At 57.6% G+C, this 25,273-nt stretch carries 22 protein-coding genes, 5 tRNA genes and 4 other RNA genes; 30 read left to right on the forward strand and 1 reads right to left on the reverse strand.

Features of this window, described 5'->3' with window-relative positions:
* Positions 1-148 precede the first annotated feature (148 nt).
* The 8 genes from sdhC to sucD all read left to right on the forward strand — a co-directional run bounded on the left by sdhC (position 149) and on the right by sucD (position 9,964).
* Complete coding sequence (gene sdhC / locus KHA73_RS06505) at positions 149-538, forward strand: succinate dehydrogenase cytochrome b556 subunit (RefSeq protein WP_061799999.1); 390 nt, start codon at positions 149-151, stop codon at positions 536-538.
* Positions 532-879, forward strand: a complete 348-nt coding sequence (gene sdhD / locus KHA73_RS06510; RefSeq protein WP_061800000.1) for a succinate dehydrogenase membrane anchor subunit — start codon at positions 532-534, stop codon at positions 877-879. The genes sdhC and sdhD overlap by 7 nt, the downstream gene beginning before the upstream one ends.
* A complete protein-coding gene (sdhA, locus tag KHA73_RS06515) occupies positions 880-2,646 on the forward strand; it encodes a succinate dehydrogenase flavoprotein subunit (RefSeq protein WP_234589808.1) in 1,767 nt (588 codons plus the stop codon).
* Between the two features lie 16 nt (positions 2,647-2,662).
* Positions 2,663-3,379 (forward strand): succinate dehydrogenase iron-sulfur subunit, encoded by a 717-nt coding sequence (locus KHA73_RS06520; RefSeq protein WP_234589809.1) that lies wholly within the window; start codon positions 2,663-2,665, stop codon positions 3,377-3,379.
* Between the two features lie 330 nt (positions 3,380-3,709).
* Positions 3,710-6,517 (forward strand): 2-oxoglutarate dehydrogenase E1 component, encoded by a 2,808-nt coding sequence (sucA, locus tag KHA73_RS06525; RefSeq protein ID WP_234589810.1) that lies wholly within the window; start codon positions 3,710-3,712, stop codon positions 6,515-6,517.
* Between the two features lie 63 nt (positions 6,518-6,580).
* Positions 6,581-7,798, forward strand: a complete 1,218-nt coding sequence (odhB, locus tag KHA73_RS06530; RefSeq protein ID WP_234589811.1) for a 2-oxoglutarate dehydrogenase complex dihydrolipoyllysine-residue succinyltransferase — start codon at positions 6,581-6,583, stop codon at positions 7,796-7,798.
* 127 nt (positions 7,799-7,925) lie between these two features.
* A complete protein-coding gene (sucC, locus tag KHA73_RS06535) occupies positions 7,926-9,092 on the forward strand; it encodes an ADP-forming succinate--CoA ligase subunit beta (protein ID WP_234589812.1) in 1,167 nt (388 codons plus the stop codon).
* Positions 9,092-9,964, forward strand: a complete 873-nt coding sequence (sucD, locus tag KHA73_RS06540) for a succinate--CoA ligase subunit alpha (RefSeq protein ID WP_234589814.1) — start codon at positions 9,092-9,094, stop codon at positions 9,962-9,964. Before sucC ends, sucD begins: the two co-directional genes overlap by 1 nt.
* A gap of 73 nt (positions 9,965-10,037) precedes the next feature.
* On the opposite strand, the gene KHA73_RS06545 is transcribed toward sucD, so the two are convergent.
* Positions 10,038-11,936 (reverse strand): bifunctional metallophosphatase/5'-nucleotidase, encoded by a 1,899-nt coding sequence (locus tag KHA73_RS06545; protein ID WP_234589815.1) that lies wholly within the window; start codon positions 11,934-11,936, stop codon positions 10,038-10,040.
* Between the two features lie 682 nt (positions 11,937-12,618).
* Here KHA73_RS06545 and cydA point away from each other — a divergent pair.
* The 22 genes from cydA to pnuC all read left to right on the forward strand — a co-directional run bounded on the left by cydA (position 12,619) and on the right by pnuC (position 25,256).
* Positions 12,619-14,187, forward strand: coding sequence for a cytochrome ubiquinol oxidase subunit I (gene cydA / locus KHA73_RS06550; RefSeq protein ID WP_234589817.1), 1,569 nt, complete (start codon positions 12,619-12,621; stop codon positions 14,185-14,187).
* 14 nt (positions 14,188-14,201) lie between these two features.
* Entirely contained in the window at positions 14,202-15,341 is a 1,140-nt protein-coding gene (cydB, locus tag KHA73_RS06555) for a cytochrome d ubiquinol oxidase subunit II (RefSeq protein ID WP_061800011.1), read from the forward strand.
* A gap of 17 nt (positions 15,342-15,358) precedes the next feature.
* Positions 15,359-15,472: a cytochrome bd-I oxidase subunit CydX gene (cydX, locus tag KHA73_RS06560; protein WP_004939868.1), complete on the forward strand. Its 114-nt coding sequence runs from the start codon at positions 15,359-15,361 to the stop codon at positions 15,470-15,472.
* Positions 15,472-15,768, forward strand: a complete 297-nt coding sequence (gene ybgE, locus KHA73_RS06565; RefSeq protein WP_234589819.1) for a cyd operon protein YbgE — start codon at positions 15,472-15,474, stop codon at positions 15,766-15,768. Before cydX ends, ybgE begins: the two co-directional genes overlap by 1 nt.
* A 130-nt stretch (positions 15,769-15,898) precedes the next feature.
* Positions 15,899-16,303, forward strand: coding sequence for a tol-pal system-associated acyl-CoA thioesterase (ybgC, locus tag KHA73_RS06570; RefSeq protein ID WP_234589821.1), 405 nt, complete (start codon positions 15,899-15,901; stop codon positions 16,301-16,303).
* Positions 16,300-16,983, forward strand: a complete 684-nt coding sequence (gene tolQ / locus KHA73_RS06575) for a Tol-Pal system protein TolQ (protein ID WP_039992358.1) — start codon at positions 16,300-16,302, stop codon at positions 16,981-16,983. Before ybgC ends, tolQ begins: the two co-directional genes overlap by 4 nt.
* A gap of 12 nt (positions 16,984-16,995) precedes the next feature.
* Positions 16,996-17,424, forward strand: coding sequence for a colicin uptake protein TolR (gene tolR / locus KHA73_RS06580; protein WP_020825683.1), 429 nt, complete (start codon positions 16,996-16,998; stop codon positions 17,422-17,424).
* An 81-nt stretch (positions 17,425-17,505) separates the two neighbouring features.
* Positions 17,506-18,756 carry a cell envelope integrity protein TolA gene (gene tolA, locus KHA73_RS06585; RefSeq protein ID WP_234589822.1) on the forward strand — a complete coding sequence of 417 codons (1,251 nt, stop codon included), beginning with the start codon at positions 17,506-17,508 and terminating at the stop codon, positions 18,754-18,756.
* A 136-nt stretch (positions 18,757-18,892) separates the two neighbouring features.
* Entirely contained in the window at positions 18,893-20,185 is a 1,293-nt protein-coding gene (tolB, locus tag KHA73_RS06590; RefSeq protein WP_234589823.1) for a Tol-Pal system beta propeller repeat protein TolB, read from the forward strand.
* Positions 20,186-20,229: 44 nt separating this feature from the next.
* Positions 20,230-20,751, forward strand: a complete 522-nt coding sequence (gene pal / locus KHA73_RS06595; protein ID WP_234589824.1) for a peptidoglycan-associated lipoprotein Pal — start codon at positions 20,230-20,232, stop codon at positions 20,749-20,751.
* Positions 20,752-20,760: 9 nt separating this feature from the next.
* Complete coding sequence (gene cpoB, locus KHA73_RS06600; RefSeq protein WP_234589825.1) at positions 20,761-21,555, forward strand: cell division protein CpoB; 795 nt, start codon at positions 20,761-20,763, stop codon at positions 21,553-21,555.
* Positions 21,556-21,733: 178 nt separating this feature from the next.
* Positions 21,734-21,809 (forward strand) — tRNA-Lys (locus tag KHA73_RS06605).
* A 43-nt stretch (positions 21,810-21,852) separates the two neighbouring features.
* A tRNA-Val gene (locus KHA73_RS06610) sits at positions 21,853-21,928 on the forward strand.
* 7 nt (positions 21,929-21,935) lie between these two features.
* Positions 21,936-22,011: transfer RNA gene (locus KHA73_RS06615), tRNA-Lys, on the forward strand.
* Between the two features lie 14 nt (positions 22,012-22,025).
* A non-coding RNA gene (locus KHA73_RS06620) (RtT sRNA) lies at positions 22,026-22,148 on the forward strand.
* Between the two features lie 152 nt (positions 22,149-22,300).
* A tRNA-Lys gene (locus KHA73_RS06625) sits at positions 22,301-22,376 on the forward strand.
* Between the two features lie 14 nt (positions 22,377-22,390).
* A non-coding RNA gene (locus KHA73_RS06630) (RtT sRNA) lies at positions 22,391-22,514 on the forward strand.
* A 67-nt stretch (positions 22,515-22,581) separates the two neighbouring features.
* Positions 22,582-22,657: transfer RNA gene (locus KHA73_RS06635), tRNA-Lys, on the forward strand.
* Positions 22,658-22,701: 44 nt separating this feature from the next.
* Positions 22,702-22,826, forward strand: a non-coding RNA gene (locus KHA73_RS06640) — RtT sRNA.
* Positions 22,827-22,941: 115 nt separating this feature from the next.
* A non-coding RNA gene (locus KHA73_RS06645) (RtT sRNA) lies at positions 22,942-23,064 on the forward strand.
* A 385-nt stretch (positions 23,065-23,449) separates the two neighbouring features.
* Positions 23,450-24,511, forward strand: a complete 1,062-nt coding sequence (gene nadA / locus KHA73_RS06650) for a quinolinate synthase NadA (protein WP_234589826.1) — start codon at positions 23,450-23,452, stop codon at positions 24,509-24,511.
* A gap of 19 nt (positions 24,512-24,530) precedes the next feature.
* Positions 24,531-25,256, forward strand: coding sequence for a nicotinamide riboside transporter PnuC (gene pnuC, locus KHA73_RS06655; RefSeq protein WP_234589827.1), 726 nt, complete (start codon positions 24,531-24,533; stop codon positions 25,254-25,256).
* Positions 25,257-25,273: the final 17 nt, after the last annotated feature.

A 25,273-nucleotide genomic window follows, 5' to 3' on the forward strand; every position in this document is an offset into this window, starting at 1 on the left:
CCTGAAGTAGGAGCACCCAGCGTTATAAATGCGCGCCGTTTGAGCACAGAGGATGTTGATGTTTGAGCGCGTGACGTGTAAGGGTTTTGGCTCTTAACGCTGTCTGATCCCCACCCAGGCCCGGAGGAAGGAAAATAATAAGAGCTGTGTGGGCAAAAACGTGAAAAAACAACGACCTGTCAACTTGGATCTGCAAACGATCCGGTTTCCCGTAACTGCGATAGCGTCTATCTTACACCGAGTCTCTGGCGTAATTACCTTCGTTGCCGTGGGCATCCTCCTCTGGCTGCTGGGCCTGTCACTCTCTTCCCAAGAGGGTTTCCTGCAGGCTGCCGCCATCATGAATAGCTTCATTGTCAAATTCATATTCTGGGGCATCCTCACGGCGCTGGCCTATCACATTTGCGGTGGCGTTCGTCACTTGTTAATGGATTTTGGCTATATCGAAGAGAGTTTGGCCGCCGGTACCCGTTCCGCCCAGGTGGCGATCGGTCTGACCGTCGTGCTGTCAGTTCTGGCTGGAGTCCTCGTATGGTAAACAATGTTTCTGCATTAGGGCGCAACGGCGTGCACGATTGGCTGCTGCTGCGTGCTTCCGCTATCATCATCACCCTGTATGTTCTGTATATTCTGGGCTTTTTCGTCACGGCTCCGGATCTGACCTATGAAATCTGGCGCGGCTTTTTCGCCACTTCCATTACGAAAGTATTCACCCTGCTGACCTTGCTGTCGATTTTGGCTCACGCCTGGATCGGCCTGTGGCAGGTGTTGACGGACTACGTCAAACCGCTGGCGGTTCGCCTGGTGTTGCAACTGGCGATCGTTGTCGTGTTGCTGGTCTATTTACTGTACGGAACAATCGTAGTGTGGGGTGCTTAAATGAAACTGCCGGTCAGAGAGTTTGATGCAGTTGTTATCGGTGCTGGCGGCGCAGGTATGCGCGCGGCGCTGCAAATTTCCCAAGCGGGCTCTAGCTGCGCCCTGCTGTCCAAAGTATTCCCGACCCGTTCCCATACCGTGTCTGCGCAGGGCGGTATCACCGTCGCGCTGGGTAACACCCATGAAGACAACTGGGAATGGCACATGTATGACACGGTGAAAGGCTCCGACTATATCGGTGACCAGGACGCCATCGAATACATGTGTAAAACCGGCCCGGAAGCGATTCTGGAGCTGGAACATATGGGGCTGCCGTTCTCCCGTCTGGACGATGGCCGCATCTATCAGCGCCCGTTCGGCGGCCAGTCGCTGAACTTCGGCGGCGAGCAGGCGGCACGCACCGCTGCGGCGGCCGACCGTACTGGTCACGCGTTGCTGCACACTCTGTATCAACAGAACCTGAAGAACCACACCACCATCTTCTCCGAGTGGTATGCGCTGGATCTGGTGAAGAACCAGGACGGCGCCGTGGTCGGCACCACCGCCATCTGCATCGAAACCGGTGAAGTGGTTTACTTCAAAGCCAAGGCCACCGTGCTGGCGACCGGCGGCGCAGGCCGCATTTACCAGTCCACCACCAACGCCCACATCAACACCGGCGACGGTGTCGGCATGGCGCTGCGCGCCGGCGTGCCGGTGCAGGATATGGAAATGTGGCAGTTCCACCCGACCGGCATCGCCGGCGCCGGGGTATTGGTGACCGAAGGGTGCCGCGGCGAAGGCGGCTACCTGCTGAACAAGCACGGCGAGCGCTTTATGGAGCGTTATGCGCCGAACGCCAAAGATCTGGCGGGCCGCGACGTGGTTGCCCGTTCCATCATGATTGAAATCCGCGAAGGCCGCGGCTGCGACGGTCCTTGGGGCCCGCACGCCAAGCTGAAGCTGGACCACCTGGGCAAAGACGTACTGGAATCCCGCCTGCCGGGCATTCTGGAGCTGTCGCGCACCTTCGCTCACGTCGACCCGGTGAAAGAGCCTATCCCGGTGATCCCGACCTGCCACTACATGATGGGCGGCATTCCGACCAAGGTGACCGGCCAGGCGTTGACCGTGAACGAGAAGGGCGAAGACGTGGTGATCCCGGGGCTGTTCGCCGTGGGCGAAATCGCCTGCGTGTCGGTGCACGGCGCCAACCGCCTGGGCGGCAACTCGCTGCTCGACCTGGTGGTCTTCGGCCGCTCCGCCGGCATGCACCTGCAGGAATCTCTGGAAGAGCAGGGCGAAAGCCGTGACGCCAGCGAATCCGACGTAGAAGCTTCGCTGGAACGCCTGAACCGCTGGAACAACACCCGTTCGGGTGAAGATCCGGTTGAAATCCGCAAAGCGCTCCAGGCCTGCATGCAGAACAACTTCTCGGTATTCCGCGAAGGCGATGCGATGGCGAAAGGGCTGGAAGAGCTGAAAGTGATCCGTGAACGTCTGAAGAACGCACGCCTGGACGATACCTCCAGCGAGTTCAACACCCAGCGCATCGAATGCCTGGAGTTGGATAACCTGATGGAAACCGCGTTTTCCACCGCCGTGTCGGCCAACTTCCGTACCGAGAGCCGTGGCGCGCACAGCCGCTTCGACTTCCCGGAGCGCGATGACGCCAACTGGCTGTGCCATTCGCTGTATCTGCCGCAATCGGAAAGCATGACGCGTCGTGAAGTGAACATGCAACCGAAACTGCGCCCGGCATTCCCGCCGAAAGTGCGTTCTTACTAATTGCGGAGATCGATTGATGAAACTCGAATTTTCAATTTATCGCTACAATCCGGATGTTGACGATGCGCCGCACATGCAGGATTACACCCTGGAAGCGGAAGAAGGTCGCGATATGATGTTGCTGGACGCGTTAATCCAGCTGAAAGAGAAAGATCCGACCCTGTCGTTCCGCCGCTCATGCCGTGAAGGCGTCTGTGGCTCCGACGGCCTCAACATGAACGGCAAAAACGGCCTGGCCTGCATCACGCCGATCTCTGCGCTGCGCAAAGCCGGCAAAAAGATTGTGATCCGTCCTTTGCCGGGCTTGCCGGTGGTGCGTGACCTGGTGGTTGATATGGGCCAGTTCTACACCCAATATGAAAAGATTAAGCCTTACCTGCTGAACGACGGCAAGAATCCTCCGGCGCGCGAACACCTGCAGTCGCCGGATGAGCGCGCCAAGCTGGATGGTCTGTACGAGTGCATTCTGTGCGCCTGTTGCTCGACTTCCTGCCCATCGTTCTGGTGGAACCCTGACAAGTTCGTTGGCCCGGCCGGCCTGTTGGCGGCGTACCGCTTCCTGATCGATAGCCGCGACACGGAAACCGAAGAACGTTTAGATGATCTGGACGACGCTTTCAGTGTTTTCCGCTGCCATAGCATTATGAATTGTGTCAGTGTATGTCCTAAAGGCTTGAACCCGACGCGTGCTATCGGGCATATCAAGTCCATGCTGCTGCAACGCGGCGCATAAACGGAATGAGATGCTGCGCCGGGCGGTATTCCGGCGCACATCCCACGGGAGGGAACCTCTAAAAACTGACCCGCGGCTGCGGCGCCATGCAGCCTGGTTCTTCCGCCGGTTTTTAGAGGTTCCTTGTAAGGGACCGCGAGGTCCATAGCAGAACGTACCGGGCCATAGTGGCATACCCTATGACTTTCGATCGCAGGCAACCACGCTGCGGCTTGAAAGGCGACGGGTATCAAGTACGTCGAGTGAACCGTTTTTACGGCAAACCGTATCCATCACGGTAATTATGTTAACCACGGCGAAAACTAAAGCTTCAAAGCTTAAGGGATCATGATGCAGAACGGCGCAATGAAGGCCTGGCTGGATTCCTCCTATCTGGCGGGCGCGAACCAGTCTTACATAGAGCAGCTCTATGAAGACTTCTTAACCGATCCGGGCTCCGTTGAAGATAGCTGGCGTTCCATTTTTCAACAGCTACCAACCGCGGGTGTAAAACCCGATCAGCTTCACTCTCAAACACGCGAATACTTCCGCCGCCTGGCGAAAGACTCCGCGCGTTACAACACCACCATCAACGACCCAGACACCGACGCGAAACAGGTCAAGGTACTGCAGCTGATCAACGCCTTCCGCTTCCGCGGGCATCAGCATGCCAACCTCGACCCGCTCGGTCTGTGGCAGCGTGAGCAAGTTCCTGACCTTGAGCCCGCTTACCACAATCTGACCGAAGCCGACTTCCAGGAGACCTTCAACGTGGGTTCTTTCGCCATCGGCAAAGAAACCATGAAGCTGGGCGATCTGTACGCCGCGCTGAAGCAAACCTACTGCGGTTCGATCGGTGCGGAATACATGCACATCACCAACACCGAAGAGAAACGCTGGATCCAACAGCGCATCGAGTCGGTGGCGGGGCGCGCCAGCTTCACCAGCGATGAGAAACGCCGTTTCCTGAACGAGCTGACCGCTGCGGAAGGTCTGGAACGCTACCTGGGCGCCAAGTTCCCGGGCGCGAAGCGCTTCTCGCTGGAAGGCGGCGATGCGCTGGTGCCAATGCTGAAAGAGATGGTGCGCCACGCCGGCAAGAACGGCACCCGTGAAGTGGTGCTGGGCATGGCCCACCGCGGCCGTCTGAACGTGTTGATCAACGTGCTGGGTAAAAAACCGGCCGACCTGTTCGACGAGTTCGCCGGCAAGCATAAAGAACACCTCGGCACCGGTGACGTGAAATATCACCAGGGCTTCTCCTCCGACGTGGAAACCGAAGGCGGCATGGTTCACCTGGCGCTGGCGTTCAACCCGTCGCACCTGGAAATCGTCAGCCCGGTGGTGATGGGCTCGGTACGCGCCCGCCGCGATCGTCTGGACGAAGCGCGCAGCAACATGGTGCTGCCAATCACCATCCACGGTGACGCCGCCATTACCGGCCAGGGCGTGGTGCAGGAAACTCTGAACATGTCGCAGGCCCGCGGTTACGAAGTGGGCGGCACGGTGCGCATCGTCATCAACAACCAGGTTGGTTTCACCACCTCCAACCCGCTGGATGCGCGCTCTACCGAATACTGTACCGACATCGCCAAGATGGTGCAGTCGCCGATCTTCCACGTCAATGCGGACGATCCGGAAGCGGTGGCCTTTGTCACCCGTCTGGCGTTGGATTTCCGTAACACCTTCAAACGTGACGTGATGATCGACCTGGTCTGCTACCGTCGCCATGGGCATAACGAGGCCGATGAGCCAAGCGCCACCCAGCCGGTGATGTACCAGAAGATCAAGAAACACCCGACGCCACGCAAAATCTACGCTGACGTGCTGACCGAACAGAAAGTCGCCAGCCTGGAAGATGCCACGGAAATGGTCAACCTGTACCGTGACGCGCTCGACCGCGGCGACTGCGTGGTTGAAGAATGGCGTCCGATGAACCTGCACTCCTTTACCTGGTCGCCGTACCTCAACCACGAGTGGGACGAAGAGTACCCAAGCAAGGTCGAGATGAAGCGTCTGCAGGAACTGGCTCGCCGCATCAGCAGCGTGCCGGAAGCTATCGAGATGCAGTCGCGCGTGGCGAAAATCTACGGTGACCGCGCCGAGATGGCCGCCGGCGCCAAGCCGTTCGACTGGGGCGCCGCCGAAACGCTGGCCTACGCCACCCTGGTTGACGAAGGCATTCCGATCCGTCTCTCCGGTGAAGACGCCGGCCGCGGCACCTTCTTCCACCGCCACGCGGTGGTGCACAACCAGAAAAACGGTTCGGTCTATGTTCCGCTGGCCAATGTTCACAGCGGCCAGGGCGAATTCAAGGTCTGGGACTCGGTGCTGTCTGAAGAAGCGGTGCTGGCGTTCGAATACGGTTACGCCACCGCAGAGCCGCGCACCCTGACCATCTGGGAAGCGCAGTTCGGCGACTTCGCCAACGGCGCGCAGGTGGTGATCGACCAGTTCATCAGCTCCGGCGAGCAGAAATGGGGCCGTATGTGCGGCCTGGTGATGCTGTTGCCGCACGGTTACGAAGGCCAGGGCCCGGAGCACTCCTCCGCGCGTCTGGAGCGTTATCTGCAGCTGTGCGCCGAGCAGAACATGCAGGTGTGCATCCCGTCCACGCCGGCGCAGGTTTACCATATGCTGCGTCGCCAGGCGCTGCGCGGTATGCGCCGTCCGCTGGTGGTAATGTCGCCTAAGTCTCTGCTGCGTCATCCGCTGGCGATCTCTTCTCTGGAAGAGCTGGCAAGCGGCACCTTCCTGCCGGCTATCGGCGAGATCGACGCGCTGGATCCGAAAGCGGTCAAACGCGTGGTGATGTGTTCCGGCAAGGTGTACTACGACCTGCTGGAACAGCGCCGCAAGAATGACCAGAAAGACGTGGCCATCATCCGCATCGAGCAGCTGTATCCGTTCCCGCATCAGGCCGTTCAGGCAGTGCTGGAGCAATACGCGCACGTGCATGATTTCGTCTGGTGTCAGGAAGAGCCGCTGAACCAGGGCGCCTGGTACTGCAGCCAACACAACTTCCGTGAAGTGGTGCCATTTGGGGCTTCTTTACGTTACGCAGGACGTCCGGCCTCCGCCTCTCCGGCGGTGGGTTATATGTCCGTACACCAGAAGCAGCAGCAAGCTCTGGTCAATGACGCGCTGAATATTGATTAATATCCGTTCCCTTGCCGGCTGCGGCCGGCAAGGTGAAGGCTAAAAAACTTAAGGGAAAGCTAAATGAGTAGCGTAGATATTCTGGTTCCTGACCTTCCTGAATCGGTTGCCGATGCGACCGTAGCCACCTGGCACAAGAAACCGGGCGACAGCGTTCAGCGTGACGAAGTCCTGGTTGAGATCGAAACTGACAAAGTGGTGCTGGAAGTGCCGGCCAGTGAAGCGGGCATTCTCGATGCGATCGTGGAAGAAGAGGGGGCGACCGTGCTGTCTCGCCAGCTTCTCGGCCGCATTCGCCCGGGCGACAGCTCCGGCAAGCCGACCGCTGAGAAAAGCCAAGAGAAAGAAGCCACTCCGGCTCAGCGCGCCACCGCCAGCCTGGAAGAAGAAAGCAATGACGCACTCAGCCCGGCGATTCGCCGCCTGATCGCCGAACACGATCTCGACGCCGGCGCCATCAAAGGCACCGGCGTGGGTGGCCGTATCACCCGCGAAGACGTGGATGCGCACCTGGCGAAAGGCGGTAAAGCCGCTGACAAACCGGCCGCTGCCGAAGCCGCGCCGCAGCCGGCTCTGGCCGGCCGCAGCGAAAAACGCGTGCCGATGACCCGCCTGCGCAAACGCGTGGCCGAGCGCCTGTTGGAAGCGAAGAACAGCACCGCGATGCTGACTACCTTCAACGAAATCAACATGCAGCCGATCATGGACCTGCGCAAGCAGTACGGCGAAGCCTTCGAGAAGCGCCACGGCGTGCGCCTGGGCTTCATGTCCTTCTACATCAAGGCGGTGGTTGAAGCGCTGAAACGCTTCCCGGAAGTGAACGCGTCTATCGACGGCACCGACGTGGTGTACCACAACTACTTCGATATCAGCATTGCGGTATCCACCCCACGCGGCCTGGTGACCCCGGTTCTGCGCGATGTGGACGCCATGAGCATGGCGGACATCGAGAAGAAAATCAAAGAGCTGGCCGTTAAAGGCCGCGACGGCAAATTGACCGTGGAAGAGCTGACCGGCGGTAACTTCACCATTACCAACGGCGGCGTATTCGGCTCGCTGATGTCTACCCCGATCATCAACCCGCCGCAGAGCGCTATCCTGGGCATGCACGCCATCAAAGATCGTCCGATGGCGGTGAATGGCCAGGTGGTGATCCAGCCGATGATGTACCTGGCGCTGTCCTATGACCACCGCCTGATCGACGGCAAAGAGTCCGTCGGTTACCTGGTGACGGTCAAAGAGATGCTGGAAGATCCGGCTCGTCTGCTGCTGGACGTCTAGTAACCCTGCTGGGCGCGGCGTTTCACGCTGCGCCCACACTCTGTGCTATGTGGCCGGAAAGTCATGCGGTTTTACCGCACAACAGTGACCCGGCTAAAAACCTTCAGAACTGAATGGATAGAACATCATGAATTTACACGAATATCAGGCCAAACAGCTGTTTGCTCGGTATGGCATGCCGGCACCAACCGGCTACGCCTGTACCACTCCGCGTGAAGCAGAAGAAGCCGCATCCAAAATCGGCTCCGGCCCGTGGGTGGTTAAATGTCAGGTTCATGCTGGCGGCCGCGGTAAAGCGGGTGGCGTTAAGGTAGTGAACAGCAAGGAAGATATCCGTGCTTTCGCTGAAGCCTGGTTGGGCAAACGTCTGGTGACCTACCAGACCGATGCGCTGGGCCAGCCGGTTCACCAGATCCTGGTGGAAGCGGCGACCGATATCGATAAAGAACTGTACCTGGGCGCGGTTGTCGATCGCGCCAGCCGTCGCGTAGTGTTCATGGCGTCCACCGAAGGCGGCGTCGAGATCGAGAAAGTTGCGGAAGAAACCCCGGAACTGATCCACAAAATGACCATCGATCCGCTGGCCGGCCCACAGCCTTACCAGGGCCGTGAGCTGGCGTTCAAACTGGGCCTGACCGGCAAGCAGGTCAGCCAGTTCGCCAAGATCTTCATGGGCCTGGCTACCCTGTTCCTGGAACGCGACCTGGCGATGGTTGAGATCAACCCGCTGGTGATCACCAAGCAGGGTGACCTGGTGTGCCTGGACGGCAAACTGGGCGCCGACGGCAACGCCCTGTTCCGCCAGCCGGAACTGCGTGAAATGCGTGACCCTTCTCAGGAAGATGAGCGTGAATCCCGTGCGGCCCAGTGGGAGCTGAACTACGTTGCGCTCGACGGCAACATCGGCTGCATGGTTAACGGCGCCGGCCTGGCGATGGGCACCATGGACATCGTTAAACTGCACGGCGGCGAACCGGCCAACTTCCTGGACGTCGGCGGCGGCGCGACCAAAGAGCGCGTGACCGAAGCCTTCAAAATCATCCTGTCCGACGACAAGGTGAAAGCGGTTCTGGTTAACATTTTCGGTGGTATCGTGCGCTGCGACCTGATCGCAGACGGCATCATCGGCGCAGTAGCCGAAGTGGGCGTTAACGTCCCGGTGGTAGTGCGTCTGGAAGGGAACAATGCCGAACTGGGCGCCAAGAAACTGGCGGACAGCGGTCTGAATATCATTGCTGCGACCAGCCTGACTGATGCGGCTCAGCAAGTTGTTGCGGCAGTGGAGGGTAAATAATGTCCATTTTAATCGATAAGAACACCAAAGTAATTTGCCAGGGCTTCACCGGCAGCCAGGGTACTTTCCACTCCGAACAGGCTATCGCTTACGGCACCAAAATGGTCGGCGGCGTAACCCCGGGCAAAGGCGGCACTCAGCATCTGGGCCTGCCGGTGTTCAACACCGTGCGTGAAGCGGTTGAAGCCACGGGCGCTACCGCTTCCGTGATCTACGTTCCGGCGCCGTTCTGCAAAGACTCCATCCTGGAAGCTATCGATGCAGGCATCAAACTGATCATCACCATCACCGAAGGCATCCCGACGCTGGACATGCTGACCGTGAAAGTGAAGCTGGATGAAGCCGGCGTGCGCATGATCGGCCCGAACTGCCCAGGCGTTATCACCCCGGGCGAATGCAAAATCGGCATCATGCCTGGCCATATCCACCTGCCAGGCAAAGTGGGCATCGTTTCCCGCTCCGGCACCCTGACCTATGAAGCGGTAAAACAAACTACCGATGCCGGTCTGGGCCAGTCTACCTGTGTGGGTATCGGCGGCGACCCGATCCCAGGCTCCAACTTCATCGATATCCTGAAGATGTTCCAGCAGGATCCGCAGACCGAAGCGATCGTGATGATCGGCGAGATCGGCGGCAGCGCTGAAGAAGAAGCGGCAGCCTACATCAAAGAACACGTCACCAAGCCGGTCGTCGGCTACATCGCCGGCGTTACCGCGCCGAAAGGCAAGCGCATGGGCCACGCAGGCGCCATCATCGCCGGCGGCAAAGGCACTGCAGACGAGAAGTTTGCGGCGTTGGAAGCGGCAGGGGTGAAAACCGTGCGCAGCCTGGCTGACATCGGTGACGCAGTGAAAGCGGTGCTGAACCGCTAAGATCTTAGTACGAAATAACAATATCTCGACATGTTTGGCCACCCATAGGGTGGCCTTTTTTATGGGCTAAGGATCAGAAGTTGTTGAGCGCCTTGATCAGCGCGATCCGATCCTGCAGGCGACGTTGCTGAACCGCATCGCCGGCGGCCCGTTGCTGCCGTTCCAGCGAGGTGAGGGCGGCGCGGTAGCCGTCGGCATCCTTGAACAGCGCATCTTTGACGTTGATCGATGCGACGTTGGTGTAGCGGCCGTCATCGGTGGTCGGCACCTGAATCACGCCGTCATTGAGCAGGCGTTTGACGATGGCCCGCTGCGGCTCATAACCCTCCATGCCGACTAATTTCCAACGTTGCTGCGGCTGCCCCTGATATTGGCCCTTTTTCACTTCGCTCAGGTAGCGCAGGGTCAGGTTGCGGATGGTGCCTTCCTCTTCGCCATACTGCGCCTTGCTGTCGGACAACACCGGGAAGGATTGCCCCTCCAGCGCGCCGCCTTTTTGCGTCAGGTGGCCCATGCGGTAGCTGTTCATGCCCAGGCGAATCGGCATATCGTCGGTGACCGGCGTGCCGTCCGCCAGGCGCAGATCGCGGATGCGCGAACCGGCCGGCTGGCGCAGGTCGATGCGGTAAGTGACGCCGTCGAAGAAGTCATTGGTGGAGTATTTGGACGAACGGCGCGCCGGATTGAAGCTGTAGGTGACGTCGCCCGGTCGCAGCTGGTTAAAATAGCCGGCCGACCATTCCATATACTGTTTCAGCGCCTTGCCGTTGAGCTGATAAACGGTGATCTCGCCGCCGGCGTATTGGTAATTGAAGGCGATGTCCTTGGCCTTGATGTCGCCAACGTCGAGCCTGGCGCGATCGTTGTCGATCTGCAGGGCGATCACCTGCGCCAGCGGCGCGTAGTGGCGGCTGGCCTGCTGGAACAGCGCGCTGATGCCGGTGTCCTGCACGTGTACCTGCGGGATGCCTTTGAACTCGTCGGCGGGCACCAGATCGCCGCCGCTCAGCCTGGCCACCACCCGGTTGGCGTTGGCGCGCAGGATGTCGTGATACGGCTGATAGAGCGCCAGCATGCCGCTGTCCGGCGCCAGGCCCTTGATAGGGTAGGTGTAGCTGTCCTTGTTGACCAAGGTGAATTTGCCGTCGCGCCGCTCAAACTGCAGATCGATGCGCGACAGCGCGCGGCCATATTTATCCGGCTCGGTGATAATGACGCCGTTGACCACCGCCTTGTCGATTTTAACGTGCATGTGCCCGGCGACGATCGCCGCCAGCTGTGGGTTGGCGTTGGCGATGTCGGCCACGCCGGTGCCGGGGCGCTGGTTTTCGTTGTCGATGCCCATGTGCGCCACCAGCACGATGGCGTCGACCTGGCTGTCGAGTTGGCTGATGACCTGTTTCACCGCCTGTACCGGATCGGTGAAATTCAACCCTTTAATGCGGTCGGTGCCCTTGGCGAATTCGGCGGTCATCGGCGTGTCCATACCGATAATGCCAATCTTCACCCCCTGACGTTCGATGATTTTATAGGCCGGTAAATACGGCTTGCCGTCGTCCCGGAAGATATTGCCCGCCAGCGCGGCGCCCTCAAACTGCCTGAGCGGCGTAGCCAGCGCCGGCAAACCGAAATCGAACTCGTGGTTGCCCATCACCCAAACGTCGTATTTGAGCGCGTTGAAGCCCAGCATCATCGGGCTGACGGCCTCGTGCTTGAAGGTTTCGACGAAGTTGCCCTGAATGGTGTCGCCGGCGTCCACCAGGATCAGGTTGGGTTGCTCGGCGCGCAGCTTTTTCACCTGAGTGGCTATTTGGCTCAGGCTGCCCGCCAGGTTTTCGGTGTCGCTGGCGTAATCCCAGGGCACGAAGGTGCCATGCAGATCGGAAGTGCCCAGCAGGGTGATGTTAACCGTTTCAGCGGCCATGAGGTTCCCCGAGAGTCCCAGTACGGAGGCAAGAATGATTTTTTTCATAAGTTATTGTCATAAATGGAATTTTAACATAAACGGCTATTTTGCTACAAAAAAGCAACCTTTACGATCCAATAGCGAGAAATAGGCTAATATTTGAAAGAGATTTTTTGTTTTGTGACTGCAATCACTGTCAGCGGTCATTGGAAATAAAACGTTAATTATGTCTCATAATAAGCGCGTAATAATACAATGGCGGCCCTTTTGAATTACATTTATTTAACAAAAAAATATCATTAAAAAACAATTAAACCATCGCGCAACATGACCTCAAGAAAAATAGGCGAAATGTGCTGATGAATATGGAAATAATATGCGGATAGGCTTAAATTGTTTCAGATCAAATTAGGCCAGAGTACCTCTTCAGGCTAAGATTTGACCTGTAACCAAAAGTCTAACCTGCATCACGTAAAAACCTATTTATTGTGTGGGATTGGGCGAGTATCATCCATGCTGTGATTATGGATGGTTGATCTTGTTGCATTTGTTACCCGTTGTCGGTTTTCATTGGTGCGCTTGAGGCCTGGCCTGTCCGGCCCTGCAGCGAGCGCGCGGTTGAAAGCGGAGAAGCTGGATCAAATTTGTTGTTTTTAAGGGCATTCACTGCGGGGCGTTACCGGCGGCTTTGAAAAAGCGTGCCGTTAGCCGCATGTCGGAGTCTTCCTGCGAGGAGCAAGGAGTCAAGATGTTTGATATTGTCGAACTGTCGCGCTTACAGTTTGCTTTAACGGCGATGTACCATTTCTTATTTGTCCCATTAACGCTGGGCATGGCGTTTTTGCTGGCAATTATGGAAACGGTATATGTACTGTCAGGCAAACAAATCTATAAAGACATGACCAAATTCTGGGGCAAGTTATTTGCAATTAACTTCGCCCTGGGTGTGGCCACCGGTTTGACCATGGAGTTCCAGTTCGGGACCAACTGGTCATATTTCTCCCACTACGTCGGTGATATCTTCGGGGCCCCGCTGGCCATCGAGGGTCTGATGGCGTTCTTCCTTGAATCGACGCTGGTCGGCCTGTTCTTCTTCGGCTGGGATCGTCTGAGCAAGGTGCAGCACATGGCGGTAACCTGGTTTGTGGCCCTCGGCTCCAACCTTTCCGCGCTGTGGATCCTGGTCGCCAACGGCTGGATGCAAAACCCGATCGCTTCCGACTTCAACTTCGAAACCATGCGCATGGAGATGGTCAGCTTCTCCGAACTGGTGCTTAACCCGGTTGCGCAGGTGAAGTTCGTTCACACCGTGGCTTCCGGCTACACCTGTGGCGCGATGTTCGTGTTGGGCATCAGCTCTTACTACCTGCTGAAGGGCCGCGATATCGCCTTCGCCAAGCGCTCCTTCGCCATTGCCGCCAGCTTCGGTATGGCTGCCATTCTGTCCGTTATCGTGCTGGGTGATGAATCCGGTTACGAAATGGGCGACGTGCAGAAAACCAAACTGGCCGCCATCGAAGCAGAGTGGGACACCCAGCCGGCTCCGGCCTCCTTTACCCTGTTCGGCATTCCGAACCAGGATAAAATGGAGAACTCCTACTCGATTCAAATCCCTTATGCGCTCGGCCTGATCGCCACCCGCTCCACGGATACCCAGGTCACCGGCCTGAAAGATCTGATGGCGCAGCATGAAGTGCGCATCCGCAACGGCATGAAAGCCTACCAGCTGTTGGAAGAGCTGCGCAGCGGCAATACCGATCCCGCCGTGCGCGCCGAGTTCAACCGCACCAAGCAGGACCTGGGCTACGGCATGCTGCTGAAGCGCTATACCCCGAACGTCACCGACGCGACGGAAGCGCAGATCCAGCTGGCCACCAAAGACTCCATTCCGCGCGTGGCGCCGCTGTACTTCGCCTTCCGCATCATGGTGGCCTGCGGCGTGATCATGCTGTTGATCATCGGCCTGTCGTTCTGGAACGTGATCCGCGGCCGCATCGGCCAGAAAAAATGGCTGCACCGCGCGGCGCTGTACGGCCTGCCGCTGCCCTGGATCGCCATCGAGTCCGGCTGGTTTGTGGCTGAATACGGCCGTCAACCCTGGGCGATTGGCGAGGTGCTGCCGACCGCGGTCGCCAACTCTTCGCTGACGGCGGGCGACATTCTGTTCTCAATGGGGCTGATCTGCGGCTTGTACACCCTGTTCCTGGTGGCTGAAATGTACCTGATGTTCAAGTTTGCGCGTCTGGGGCCAAGCAGCCTGAAAACTGGCCGCTACCACTTTGAACAACCGACTGCCTCCGTGCAGGAAGCGCGCTAAACAGGAGTCCACGTATGTTTGACTATGAAGTACTGCGATTTATTTGGTGGGTCCTGGTTGGCGTACTGCTGATCGGTTTCGCCGTTACCGACGGTTTCGACATGGGCGTCGGCATCCTGGTGCGCATCATCGGCAAAACCGATACCGAGCGCCGGGTGATGATCAACTCCATCGCCCCGCACTGGGACGGTAACCAGGTGTGGCTGATCACCGCCGGCGGCGCGCTGTTCGCCGCCTGGCCAATGGTCTACGCAGCGGCCTTCTCCGGCTTCTACGTCGCCATGATCCTGGTGCTGTCCGCGCTGTTCTTCCGCCCGGTCGGTTTTGACTACCGTTCCAAGCTGGAGAGCAGCCGCTGGCGCAACATGTGGGACTGGGGCATTTTCATCGGCTCCTTCGTGCCCGCGGTGGTGTTCGGCGTGGCGTTCGGCAACCTGCTGCAGGGCGTGCCGTTCCATATGGACGAGTATATGCGGCTGTTCTACACCGGTAACTTCTTCCAACTGCTGAACCCGTTTGGCCTGTTGGCGGGCGTGGTCAGCCTGACCATGCTGGTGACCCAGGGCGCGACCTACCTGCAAATGCGCACCACCGGCGAGATCCACCTGCGTTCCCGCGCGGCGGCTCAGATTGCCACCCTGGTGATGGCGGTGTGCTTCCTGCTGGCGGGCGTGTGGCTGGTGAAGGGCATCGACGGTTTCGTGGTGACCTCCGCGCTGGATACCATGGCGGAATCCAACCCGCTGCGTAAGGAAGTGGCTCATCAGGCCGGCGCCTGGCTGATTAACTTCAACAAGTATCCGCTGCTGTGGGCGCTGCCTGCGCTGGGCGTGGTGTTGCCGCTGTTCACCATCCTGTTCTCGCGTCTGGAGAAAGGGGCGCTGGCGTTCGTTACCTCGTCGCTGACCATCGCCTGCGTGATCCTCACTGCCGGGGTCACCATGTTCCCGTTCGTGATGCCGTCCAGCACCGTGCCTAACGTCAGCCTGACCATGTGGGATGCGACGTCGAGCCTGTTGACGCTGAAAGTGATGACCGTGGTCGCGGCGATCTTCGTGCCTATCGTTTTGGCGTACACCAGCTGGTCGTACTATAAAATGTTCGGCCGCCTCGACAAGAACTACATCGAAAACAACAAGCATTCGCTGTACTAAGGATAAGGAGCTAAACCATGTGGTATTTTGCCTGGATTCTCGGAACGCTTCTTGCCTGCGCCTTCGGCATCATTACGGCGCTGGCGCTTGAGCAAAGCGAAGCGACCAAAGCGCAGCAAGACGGCAAGTGATGAGCGCGTCACTGACCGACAGGCTGTACGCCATCACTGACAAGGGCCCCATCCGGGCCCTTTCATTGGCGCTGGCGTTGATTTTGGCGGGGTGCATCTTTTGGGATCCGACGCGTTTCGCCGCCAAAACCAGCTCGCTGGAGATTTGGGAAGGGCTGCTGCTTATTTGGGCGGTGTGCGCCGGCGTGATCCACGGCTTCGGCTTTCGGCCGCAGCGCAGCATCTGGCGCGCTTTTTTCGCGCCACTTCCTGCAATTGTGATCCTGGGCGCAGGATTACTTTACGTTTCTTTATAATCTCCGCTATATCCCCGTGTTATGGGCCTTCATGGCCCATAATTATTTTCATTCCCATCTTGTAACCCATTCCCAACCCGATCCGTCTTGCGTATAGTAGCAGCGTTAAATTGCATTGCTGGGAAGTAGAGTGAGTAATACGTTGTTTCGATGGCCGGTTCGCGTTTACTACGAGGATACCGATGCCAGTGGTGTGGTCTATCACGCCCGCTACGTCGCCTTTTTTGAAAGAGCGCGCACCGAGATGCTGCGTCAGCATAACTTTCATCAACAGCAGCTGCTCAGTGAACATGTCGCTTTTGTCGTCCGGCGCATGACGGTGGATTATCTGGCTCCGGCTCGTCTCGACGAACAGCTGGAAGTGCAGAGTGAAATCACCGTGATCCGCGGGGCTTCTCTCACGTTTGCTCAACGCATTGTCAATTGTGACGGGGCTCTACTGAGCCAGGCCGATGTATTGATTGCATGTATTGATCCACACCACATGAAGCCGAGAGCGCTTCCTAAGTCTATTGTCGCGGAGTTTAAGCAGTGACTGACATGAACATCCTAGATTTATTCTTGAAGGCGAGCCTGCTGGTTAAGCTTATCATGTTGATTTTGATATGCTTCTCGGTAGCCTCTTGGGCGATCATCATCCAGCGCACCCGCATCCTCAATGCGGCCACGCGCGACGCCGAAGCCTTTGAAGACAAATTCTGGTCCGGTATCGAGCTGTCCCGCTTGTATCAGGAGAGCCAGGCGCGTCGCGATAGCCTGACCGGTTCCGAGCAAATTTTCCACTCGGGCTTCAAAGAGTTCGCCCGCCTGCACCGCGCCAATAATCATGCGCCGGAGTCGGTGATTGAAGGGGCGTCGCGCGCGATGCGCATTTCGATGAACCGCGAACTGGAAACGCTGGAAAACCATATTCCGTTCCTCGGCACCGTCGGTTCGATCAGCCCGTATATCGGCCTGTTCGGCACCGTGTGGGGGATCATGCACGCCTTTATCGCACTGGGTGCGGTGAAGCAGGCCACGCTGCAGATGGTGGCGCCGGGTATCGCCGAAGCGCTGATCGCCACCGCGATCGGCCTGTTCGCCGCCATTCCGGCCGTTATGGCCTATAACCGCCTCAACCAGCGCGTCAACAAGCTTGAGCAGAATTACGACAACTTTATGGAAGAGTTCACCGCTATTCTGCATCGTCAGGCCTTCTCCAGCGACAGCAAATAAGTAGGAGGTAGCATGGCGAGAGTACGTGGACGCAATCGGCGCGAGCTGAAGTCCGAAATTAACATCGTTCCGCTGCTCGACGTGTTGCTGGTGCTGCTGCTGATTTTTATGGCAACCGCGCCAATCATCACCCAGAGCGTGGAGGTTGACCTGCCGGACGCCACCGATTCCAAAACGGTGTCCAGCGATGACAATCCGCCGGTGATCCTCGAGGTTTCCGGCGTAGGTCAATACACCCTGGTGGTGGATCACAACCGCATGGAACTGCTGCCGCCCGAGCAGGTAGCAGCCGAAGCCAAGTCGCGTTTGGCGGCCAACCCGAAAACGGTCTTTTTGATCGGCGGGGCGAAGGAAGTTCCTTATGATGAGATTATCAAGGCATTGAATATTCTCCATCAGGCGGGCGTGGCTTCCGTGGGGCTGATGACCCAGCCAATTTGACCCTAAGGCGAATGGCAACCCGGTTCCTGGGCTTTGGTCCAGGAACCCCGTATAAGCAACACCAGTTTTTGGGAATCTATTTTGGTAAAGGCAACTGAGCAAAACGATAAGCTGAATCGCGCCGTTATTGTTTCGGTCGTTCTGCACTTCATATTGATTGCCCTGCTGATTTGGGGATCGCTGCAGGAAAACGTCAACATGGACAGCGCCGGCGGCGGCGGTGACGGTTCGGTTGTCGGTGCGGTGATGGTCGATCCGGGCGCGGTGGTGGAACAGTACAACCGCCAGCAGCAGCAGAGCAACGACGCGCAGCGTGCCGAAAAGCAGCGCCAGAAAAAAGCGGAGCAGCAGGCCGAAGAACTTCAGCAGAAGCAGGCGGCGGAGCAACAGCGCCTGAAAGAGCTGGAGAAAGAGCGTTTGGCGGCGCAGGAAAAAGCGGCGCAGGACGCCAAGGCGCAGGCTGCGCAGCAGAAACAGGCGGCGGAACAGCAGCAGCAGGCCGCAGAACAGCAAAAAGCGGCGCAAGCCGCCGCAGCGAAAGCCAAAGAACAGCAAAAGGTAGCGGAAGCGGCGGCGGCGAAAGCCAAGGCCGAGGCGGATAAAGTCGCCAAGGCGCAGGCCGACGCGCAGAAGAAAGCCGAAGCCGAGGCCAAGAAAGAAGCCGCTGCCGCCGCCGCCGCCAAGAAGCAGGCGGAAGAGGCGAAGAAAGCCGCGGCCGCCGCAGCAGAGCAAAAGGCCGCAGAGGCCGCCGAGAAGAAAGCGGCCGCTGAGGCCGAGAAGAAAGCGGCTGCAGAGGCCGAGAAGAAAGCCGCCGCAGAAGCCGAGAAGAAGGCTGCTGCCGAAGCCGAGAAAAAAGCGGCCGCCGCCGAGAAAGCGGCAGCGGCCAAGAAAGCCGCAGCGGACAAGAAGAAGGCCGCTGCTGAAGCCGCGAAACAGTCTGCCGACGTCGAGGATCTGTTTGGCGGCCTGGCGGACGGCAAGAACGCGCCGAAGGGCGGTGGCGCCAAAGCGAAGGGCGACGGTAAACCGGCCGGGCAGGGCAATGCCAAAACCGCCGGGGCCAGCGGTGCAGAAATTAATGGGTATCTCGGCCAGATTAAGGGCGCGATTGAGAGCAAGTTCTATGACGCCAGCTCGTTCGCCGGCAAAACCTGCGATCTGCGCATCAAGCTGGCGCCGGATGGCCTGCTGATCAGCGTGCAGCCGACGGGCGGCGATCCGGCCCTGTGTCAGGCGGCGGTATCTGCAGCTAAATTGGCGCATATTCCGAAACCGCCGAGCGATGCCGTTTATCAGCATGTTAAGAATGCTACCCTTGAATTCAAACCATAATAATGGTTGTTTGGGCTGAGTAATACTGCAGGGATGTACTAAGGTAACCAACAGGGATTATGTAGTTTTGTTTGAGTTGGTTTGTTAAAATTCTGCTAATTTATCGCAGGCATCCCGCCTGGATAAGGGAGATGAGATGAAGCAGGCATTTCGAGTAGCGCTAGGTTTTTTAATACTGTGGGCGTCCGTTCTTCACGCGGAAGTTCGCATTGAAATCACCCAAGGGGTCGACTCCGCTCGCCCGATTGGCGTGGTACCGTTTAAATGGGCGGGTCCAGGCACGCCTCCGGAAGATATCGGCAAGATTGTCGGCGCAGACCTGCGCAACAGCGGCAAATTCAACCCGATTGACGTGGCGCGCATGCCGCAGCAACCGACTACCGCGTCTGAAGTGACGCCGGCGGCCTGGACTGCGCTGGGCATCGACGCCGTGGTTGTCGGCCAGGTGCAACCTGGCGCAGACGGCAGCTACCTGATCTCTTATCAACTGGTGGATACCTCCGGTTCCCCAGGCACCGTATTGGCGCAAAATCAGTATAAGGTGACCAAGCAATGGTTGCGTTATTCTGCCCATACCGCCAGCGACGAAGTGTTTGAGAAGCTGACCGGCATCAAGGGCGCCTTCCGCACCCGCATCGCTTACGTGGTGCAGACCAACGGCGGGAAATTCCCGTACGAGCTGCGCGTAGCGGATTACGACGGCTACAACCAGTTTGTGGTGCACCGTTCGCCTGAACCGCTGATGTCACCGGCCTGGTCGCCGGACGGCAGCAAGCTGGCGTACGTGACCTTCGAAAGCGGCCGTTCCGCGCTGGTGGTGCAGACCCTGGCTAACGGCGCCATCCGTCAGATCGCCTCGTTCCCGCGCCACAACGGTGCGCCGGCGTTCTCTCCGGACGGCAGCCGCCTGGCGTTCGCACTGTCCAAGAGCGGCAGCCTGAACCTGTACGTGATGAACCTTGGCTCCGGCCAGATCACGCAGCTGACCGACGGCCGCAGCAACAACACCGAACCGACCTGGTTCCCGGACGGCCAGAGCCTGGCTTATACCTCCGACCAGGGCGGGCGTCCGCAGATTTACAAAATCAGCGCCAGCGGCGGTGCTTCGCAGCGTCTGACATGGGAAGGTTCTCAGAATCAAGACTCTGAGGTCAGTTCCGACGGTAAATTCCTGGTGATGGTGAGTTCCAACAACGGTGCTCAGCATATCGCCAAACAAGATCTTGGATCGGGAGCCGTTCAAGTATTAACCGGCACCTTCCTCGACGAAACGCCTAGTATTGCGCCAAACGGCACCATGGTGATCTATAGCTCCACGCAAGGTATGGGCTCCGTGCTGCAACTGGTGTCGACCGATGGGCGTTTTAAAGCGCGTCTTCCGGCAACTGATGGACAGGTCAAATTCCCTGCCTGGTCGCCGTATCTGTGATGCATGTGTAAATATGTATGGCAAACTATAAAAGGATCAAAGAAATGCAACTGAACAAAGTGCTGAAAGGGCTTCTGCTGGCACTGCCAGTTCTGGCTGTAGCAGCTTGTAGTTCTAACAAAAGCGCAAACAACGACCAATCTGGTATGGGCGCTGGCGCTGGCACTGGTACAGGTACAGAAAACGGCAGCAGCAACCTGTCTTCTGAAGAACAAGCTCGTCTGCAGATGCAAGAACTGCAGAAGAACAACATTGTTTACTTCGGCCTGGACAAGTATGACGTGAGCTCCGAGTTCGCTCAGATGCTGGACGCACACGCTGCATTCCTGCGTAACAACCCGTCTTACAAAGTGACTGTTGAAGGCCACGCGGACGAACGCGGCACGCCGGAATACAACATCGCTCTGGGCGAGCGTCGTGCTAACGCAGTTAAAATGTACCTGCAGGGCAAAGGCGTTTCCGCTGACCAAATCTCTATCGTTTCTTACGGTAAAGAAAAACCAGCAGTACTGGGCCACGACGAAGCGGCTTATGCTAAAAACCGTCGTGCCGTTCTGGTTTACTAAGAGAATCGCATGAACAGTAACTTCAGACGTCACTTGTTGAGTCTGTCGTTACTGGTTGGCGTAGCGGTCCCATGGGCCGCTACTGCCCAAGCGCCAATCAGTAATGTCGGCTCCGGCTCGGTCGAAGACCGCGTCACCTCACTTGAGCGCATCACCAATGCTCAGGGCCAGCTTTTAAACCAACTCCAGCAGCAACTCTCTGACAACCAGCGCGATATCGACTCTCTCCGCGGGCAGATCCAGGAAAGCCAATATCAGTTGAATCAGGTGGTTGAACGCCAGAAGCAAATCTATCAACAGATGGATAGCCTCAGCCAGGGCGGTTCTCAGGGCTCTGCAGCCGCAGCGGGCGCCGCAGGCGGCGCAGCAGCCGCTGCGTCCTCTGACGGCGGCGACAGCGCGCCTGCGGCCGCTTCTGCACCTGCCGCCAAGGGCGATGAAAACAGCGACTACAACGCCGCTGTTTCCCTGGCGCTGGAAAAAAAACAGTATGACCAGGCGATTAGCGCTTTTCAGTCCTTCGTAAAACAGTACCCAGCGTCCACTTACCAGCCTAACGCCAACTACTGGCTGGGGCAGTTGTTCTACAACAAGGGTAAAAAAGACGATGCGGCCTACTATTTTGCGGTGGTGGTGAAGAATTACGCCAAATCACCCAAGGCGCCGGACGCGATGTACAAGGTGGGCATCATCATGCAGGAGAAAGGGCAGGCCGATAAAGCCAAAGCCGTATTCCAGCAGGTGATTAAACAGTACCCAACCAGTGCGGCGGCCAAACAGGCGAAAAGCCGCGTAGCCGGTTAACAAGCAAAAAAATGAGCCCAGAAGTTAGTCGATCTGACCGGTTTCTGGGCTCATTCGCGTGAAGAACAAGCAGTTGAACCTATCAATCAAAAATTTAGGTTGCGCTGCCAAGATAAATTAGTAATATATGCCGCCGTTGCCAAGACATCTTGCAAGATGTTAAAGCGGCAGGGAAATTGGGTCGTTAGCTCAGTTGGTAGAGCAGTTGACTTTTAATCAATTGGTCGCAGGTTCGAATCCTGCACGACCCACCAATCCTGAAACGAGAAATGAAGTAGTAGCAGTAACCACGACAGTGGGTGATTAGCTCAGTTGGTAGAGCATCTCCTTTACACGGAGGGGGTCGGCGGTTCGAGCCCGTCATCACCCACCACTGCTGTGGGTCGTTAGCTCAGTTGGTAGAGCAGTTGACTTTTAATCAATTGGTCGCAGGTTCGAATCCTGCACGACCCACCACTCCAACAGAGTGAATAGGTGTGAAATCGAAAGGATGAGAACCGAAAAGGTTCGAGTCTCGCGAAGCGAGACAACATCACCCCGGTGATGGCCCGAAGGGCGAGGCCAAAGGCCGAGTCATCCTGCACGACCCACCACTCTAACAGAGTGACAAGTTTCAGATTGGTATGATGTGGCAAAGTAAAGGTCCGAGTCGAGTTCCAGTCGAATTGTCCTGCACCACCCATCCTTTTTTCCGCAATGCGGTCTCTGGTACCGTATTCGCAGTTCAGCAGTAAACCACGTCAGTGGGTCGTTAGCTCAGTTGGTAGAGCAGTTGACTTTTAATCAATTGGTCGCAGGTTCGAATCCTGCACGACCCACCACTCTAACAGAGTGAATAGGTGTGAAATCGTAAAGGATGAGAACCGAAAAGGTTCGAGTCTCGCGAAGCGAGACAACATCACCCCGGTGATGGCCCGAAGGGCGAGGCCAAAGGCCGAGTCATCCTGCACGACCCACCACTCTAACAGAGTGCATTGCAGCGAGTTACTCTCCTGCTTACGCGGTTCAGCCGTACACCACATCAGTGGGTCGTTAGCTCAGTTGGTAGAGCAGTTGACTTTTAATCAATTGGTCGCAGGTTCGAATCCTGCACGACCCACCATTCTTTCAGATACATTTGTACTTCCCTCGAAACTAAAAAATCACATATCGCACGAGTCGTGTGGGTGAGAGCCTGCGTTCAGGTTCGAGCATCGCGAAGCGATACGACAACGCGCAGCGTTGCCCGAAGGGTGAGGCCAAAGGCCGAATCAATCCTGCACGACCCACCATTCTTTCAGATACATTTGTACTTCCCTCGAAACTAAAAAATCACATATCGCACGAGTCGTGTGGGTGAGACAAAAGCGTATACGCTTTTGAACAGCGCTTGCGCTGGCCCAAAGGGCGAGTCTCTGGAAGAGACGAGTAACCTGCGTTCAGGTTCGAGCATCGCGAAGCGATACGACAACGCGCAGCGTTGCCCGAAGGGTGAGGCCAAAGGCCGAATCAATCCTGCACGACCCACCATTCTTTCAGATACATTTGTACTTCCCTCGAAACTAAAAAATCACATATCGCACGAGTCGTGTGGGTGAGACAAAAGCGTATACGCTTTTGAACAGCGCTTGCGCTGGCCCGAAGGGCGAGTCTCTGAAAGAGACGAGTAACCTGCGTTCAGGTTCGAGCATCGCGAATCAATCCTGCAGGTTTGAGCTCACTTCCTTTTATCCCTTCCGATTTCCTTTCAATATCTTCACCATTTTTAATGTATTAAACATTAATCGCGCAAATATAAAAATATCAGCGGACTTTTCGCACGATTTTAGGTATTTTGTTTAGTATATAAAACGATTGGGTGTTGCAGCGGGGAAGTACAACCGGAAAGCGCCCAGCCTAGCACGAGATTGCAGCGATGAGTGAAATGTTTGATGTCAATGCGGCGGTATATCCGTTCCCGCCCAAACCGGTTCCGCTGGACGTCGCGGAAAAGGCGTTTTATCGCGAAAAGATTAAAACCCTGCTCAGGCAGCGCAACGCGGTGATGGTCGCCCACTATTATACCGATCCGGAAATTCAGGCGCTGGCGGAAGAAACCGGCGGCTGCGTGGCGGACTCGCTGGAGATGGCGCGCTTTGGCAGCGCTCACCCGGCCTCGACCCTGTTGGTCGCCGGGGTGCGTTTTATGGGTGAAACCGCCAAGATCCTCAGCCCGGAGAAACAGGTGCTGATGCCGACGCTGCACGCCGAGTGCTCGCTGGATCTCGGCTGCCCGGAAGAGGAATTTCACGCTTTCTGCGACAGCCACCCCGATCGCACCGTGGTGGTCTACGCTAATACCTCGGCGGCGGTCAAAGCGCGTGCCGACTGGGTCGTGACCTCCAGCATTGCGGTTGAGCTGATCGAACATCTCGACAGCCTGGGTGAGAAAATCATTTGGGCGCCGGACCGCCATCTCGGCAGCTATGTGCAGAAGCAGACCGGGGCCGACGTATTGTGCTGGCAGGGAGCCTGTATCGTCCATGACGAGTTTAAAACCCAGGCGCTGATGCGCATGAAGGCCCTGTACCCGAACGCGGCGATACTGGTGCATCCGGAGTCGCCGCAGGCGGTGGTCGATCTGGCCGATGCGGTCGGGTCGACCAGCCAGCTGATCCAGGCGGCGCAACGCTTGCCGAATCGGCAGCTGATTGTCGCCACCGATCGCGGTATCTTCTACAAGATGCAGCAGGCCTGCCCGGACAAAGAGCTGTTTGAGGCGCCGACCGCCGGTGAAGGGGCCACCTGCCGCAGCTGCGCGCACTGCCCGTGGATGGCGATGAACGGCCTGAAAGCGATTGCCGAAGGCCTGGAGCGGGGCGGCGCACAGCATGAGATTCAGGTAGACGCCGCGCTGCGCGCCAAGGCGCTGGTGCCGCTGAACCGCATGCTTAATTTCGCCGCGCAGCTTAAGATGCAGGTCAAAGGAAACGCTTAACCGTTAAAAGGAGGGTCACATGAGCTTCTTCAGTACCGGCAATATCCTGATGCATATCCCGCTCGGCGCGGGCGGTTACGATCTGTCGTGGATCGAGGCCATAGGCACGCTGTTTGGCCTGCTGTGCATCTGGTACGCCAGTAAGGAAAAAATCATCAACTACCTGTTCGGCCTGATTAACGTCACGCTGTTCGCGGTCATTTTCTTCCAGATCCAACTGTACGCCAGCCTGTTGCTGCAGCTGTTCTTCTTCGGCGCCAATATCTACGGCTGGTATGCCTGGAGCCGCCAGACGGCGGACCGGCAGGCCGAGCTGCAGATCCGCTGGTTGCCGTTGCCGAAGGCATTGGGCTGGGCTGCCGCCTGCGCGATCGGCATTGCGCTGATGACATTTAATATCGACCGCGTGTTCGCCTGGCTGACGCAGATTGCGGTGGCGGTGATGCAGCTGCTGGGGGTGAACGCGCAGATGCCTGAGCTGCAGCCGGACGCCTTCCCGTTCTGGGATTCGGCGATGATGGTGTTGTCTATCGTGGCGATGATCCTGATGACGCGCAAATATGTCGAAAACTGGCTGTTATGGGTGGTGATCGACGTGATCAGCGTGGCGATTTTCGCCTATCAGGGCGTCTATGCGATGGCGCTGGAATACGTGATCCTGACATTGATTGCCCTCAACGGTTCCTGGCTATGGATCAAGGGCGCCGGCCGGAATCACTCCCGCCCCTTGTCTTCCGCGCCATAACTTACGCTGAGGGCGCC

The sequence above is a fragment of the Serratia entomophila genome (genome assembly GCF_021462285.1).
GTDB classification, from domain to species: Bacteria; Pseudomonadota; Gammaproteobacteria; order Enterobacterales; family Enterobacteriaceae; genus Serratia; species Serratia entomophila.